The organism is Micromonospora sp. MW-13 (assembly GCF_003434305.1).
Taxonomy (GTDB): domain Bacteria; phylum Actinomycetota; class Actinomycetes; order Mycobacteriales; family Micromonosporaceae; genus Micromonospora.
In genome coordinates, this window is record NZ_QKKX01000095.1 from 1 (window position 1) to 2,820 (window position 2,820).

Sequence of the window (2,820 nt, forward strand, 5' to 3'; positions counted from 1 at the left end):
TCGCGACGGTGACCCCGAGCGGGCTGGGCGTGAGGGTGAGGGCGACGACCGGTGCGACGACCGAGGCGAGCGCGAGGATCGCGTGCGTGGAGTGCACGTACACGGAGATCGCACGAAATCGGTCGCGACCGTAGGCCTTCATCGCTCCTCCTTCGCGCGGGTCTCCCTGTGGTGTTCTCGAGTATCGGGTCAGTTTCGGCGTTCCCAGCGGAACGTGCGCCACGCGATGATGCTCAGCACAGCGATCCAAACGGTCATGATCGCAAGATCCAGGAATACGGCCACGAGGTCTGAGGACTGCGCCCACCATCCTGCCGTCGTCAGGTGTGCGTTCGACACCAGCGGCACCAGGCGAAGCCCGGCGCTCCCGAGACCATCGCCCACCGATGGGAGCACGGCGACGGCGCCCATAGTGGCAACGAACAGCGGCAGCATCGTCCACTGCGCCTTCTCCGGCGTCGCGGTGAACGCGCTCGTCACCATCCCCGCGAGAACTGCGATCAGTATGCCCAACAGCGCCGAGACCGCGACAAGGAACGGACTCTGCGGTGGCGGGGAGCCGAGCAGCACGAGGCCGGCGAGCACGACGACCACCTGGAACGCACCAACAACGAGCGGCGGCGTGAGAAGGCCCGCGACGATCCCGAAGCCAGGCAGCGCGGTCGTCCGCAGCCGCTTCAACGCGAGAGTGTGCCGCCTCGCGGTGAGGGTATTCAGCGAGACGAAGTAGACCGTGATGCACTGGGTCGCGATCATGTTTCGGCCGGCGATCTGCGCCCACACGCTGGGATTGTCGGAGGTCTCGGCGATCGCGGTGATCGCGAGGAGACCCGCCGGGAGCAGGAGAGTCAGCGCGAGCATCACCGGCTGGCGGAGAAACACCCGCAGCTCGGCTGCCATCAGCGCGCGCACGAGCCGGCCCGGTGCCTTCCGGTGCGTCGTAACAGGGTGGGATGTGGCAGCGGTCATCGTTCCGCCTTTCCGGTGATGAGCGAGGGCATCTCGAAGAAGACCTCTTCGAGCGAGGCCGGGGCGCAGCGGAACTGGCCCAGCCGCAAGTCGTTCGCGCGGGCCCAGTCAATGACCGCAGCCACGTCGTCCTGCAACTCAGGGGTGTGGATCGTGATCGACCAGCCATGACGCTCGGAGTCGTGCGTGGAAGCGCCGATCGGGGTCTGCGCGACCTCGCCGGCGACGAGCCCCCAGAGCCCAGACAACGCCATCGACGTGGCAGGGGTGTCGAACGTGATACGGGCCGGGATCGCCGCCAGTACTTCCGACATTGAACCTTCGACGGCGGTCCGGCCACGGTCGAGGATCGTCACCGAGTCGGCGAGGTTCTGCGCCTCATCGAGGTAGTGGGTGGTGAGCAGCACGGTCGTGCCGCGATCGTTCAGGTCGCGGATGATTGACCACATCGTGCGCCGCGATTGCGGGTCCAAGCCGGTCGTCGGCTCGTCCAGCACCACCAGCTCGGGATCGCCCCACAACGCCATCGCGAAATCGAGGCGGCGCCGCTCGCCGCCTGAGAGCACTGCGACCGGTACCTTCCGCCGGTGCGCGAGGCCTACGAGGTCGAGCACCCGCTCGACCTGGTCCTCGCGAACGCTCACCCCTTTCCAGAGTGAGAGCTGATCGGAGACGGTCATCTCGTCCACCAGCCCGGACTCCTGGAGCATCGTCCCCGTCCGCCCCGCAACATCACTGCGCCGCCGCCACGGATCGGCCCCGAACACACGGATCTCGCCGGACTCCGGTCGCCGGAACCCCTGGATCGTCTCCAACAGGGTCGTCTTGCCGGCCCCGTTCGTGCCGAGCAATGCGTGAATCCCGCCGCGCGGGACGGTCAGGCTCACGCCGTCGACCGCGAGGAAATCCCCGTAAGCGCAGGACGCAGACCGGACCTCGACCACGGCGGGACGGGAAGAGACGGGGAGAGCTGAATCAGGCATGCCCCCACGATGTCGGACACCTCGATCCGCGCCCAGTAACGCTCGTCACCGACGTCGTGACATTTGTCAGCAGACGGGACATGGGCCGCCACACCTGCCACGAGCAGGGGCACCTAGCGTCAGAGCCCACGACCCTCCCCCGAACCCCGCGAGAGATTCCCTCCGATTCGATGACGGACTCCGTGGAGGGCTCACGATCGGAGGTGCGTTAACCGCAATGCCGCGTAGTTAGGTCGGTGGGTCGGTGATACTCGGGAGTTCTACGCGACGGCCTATCAGGCCGGGGTGCTCGCGGGCGACGGGCGCCACTTCTTGGTCGACGAACCGCCCGCACCGTCTATCCGGTTCTCTTACGGTGCCGCCGCCGAGTCCCAGATCGTTGAAGGCGTCAGGCGGCTTGCTGAGATCGGTGCCGTGTAGCGGCCGAGCGTGACCAACCAGCGCCACAGCTTCTCGTCGCGCGCTCGGACGACCGAGGACAGCATTCGAAGGGCGTTGATAGGCTCGAGCGTGTCAGGAGCCCGGGGTACTTCTCTGGAGGCAACGCGAGGCCGTGGACTCCTGAATCTGCAGATGGGGGACGGAGAGTGCGTACGCTCGTGAATCGGCTCAGGACCGCTGCGATGACGGGGACACTGTTCCTCGGGACGATCGCGCTCACCGCGTGTGCAAGCGTCGCAGGCAGCGGAGGGGACATGGCGCCGCCTGCGGCATCGCCGGCATCGGCCACCGATGCCCAGGCAGGCACGGGTCCGCGCGATCTCTCCCAGGGCGGCCGCTGCGAGGACGGCGAGAACATCACGATCCAGGCCGACGACGCTACGCCCGTCATCGAAGGCAACTGCGGGACCGTGACCGTCGAGGCGAA

The 2,820-nt window shown here is 67.3% G+C and carries 3 protein-coding genes; 1 reads left to right on the forward strand and 2 read right to left on the reverse strand.

From position 1 onward, the window contains the following. Positions 1-189 precede the first annotated feature (189 nt). Together C5N14_RS30720 and C5N14_RS30725 are read right to left on the reverse strand one after the other, a co-directional pair. Positions 190-969, reverse strand: a complete 780-nt coding sequence (locus C5N14_RS30720; protein WP_128763712.1) for a hypothetical protein — start codon at positions 967-969, stop codon at positions 190-192. Beyond that, positions 966-1,913, reverse strand: a complete 948-nt coding sequence (locus tag C5N14_RS30725) for an ABC transporter ATP-binding protein (protein WP_243640279.1) — start codon at positions 1,911-1,913, stop codon at positions 966-968. The genes C5N14_RS30720 and C5N14_RS30725 overlap by 4 nt, the downstream gene beginning before the upstream one ends. Positions 1,914-2,575: 662 nt before the next feature. Between C5N14_RS30725 and C5N14_RS30735 the strand changes: the two genes are divergently transcribed. Next, on the forward strand, positions 2,576-2,820 hold a 245-nt coding region (locus tag C5N14_RS30735; protein WP_207892951.1), incomplete at its 3' end, for a hypothetical protein.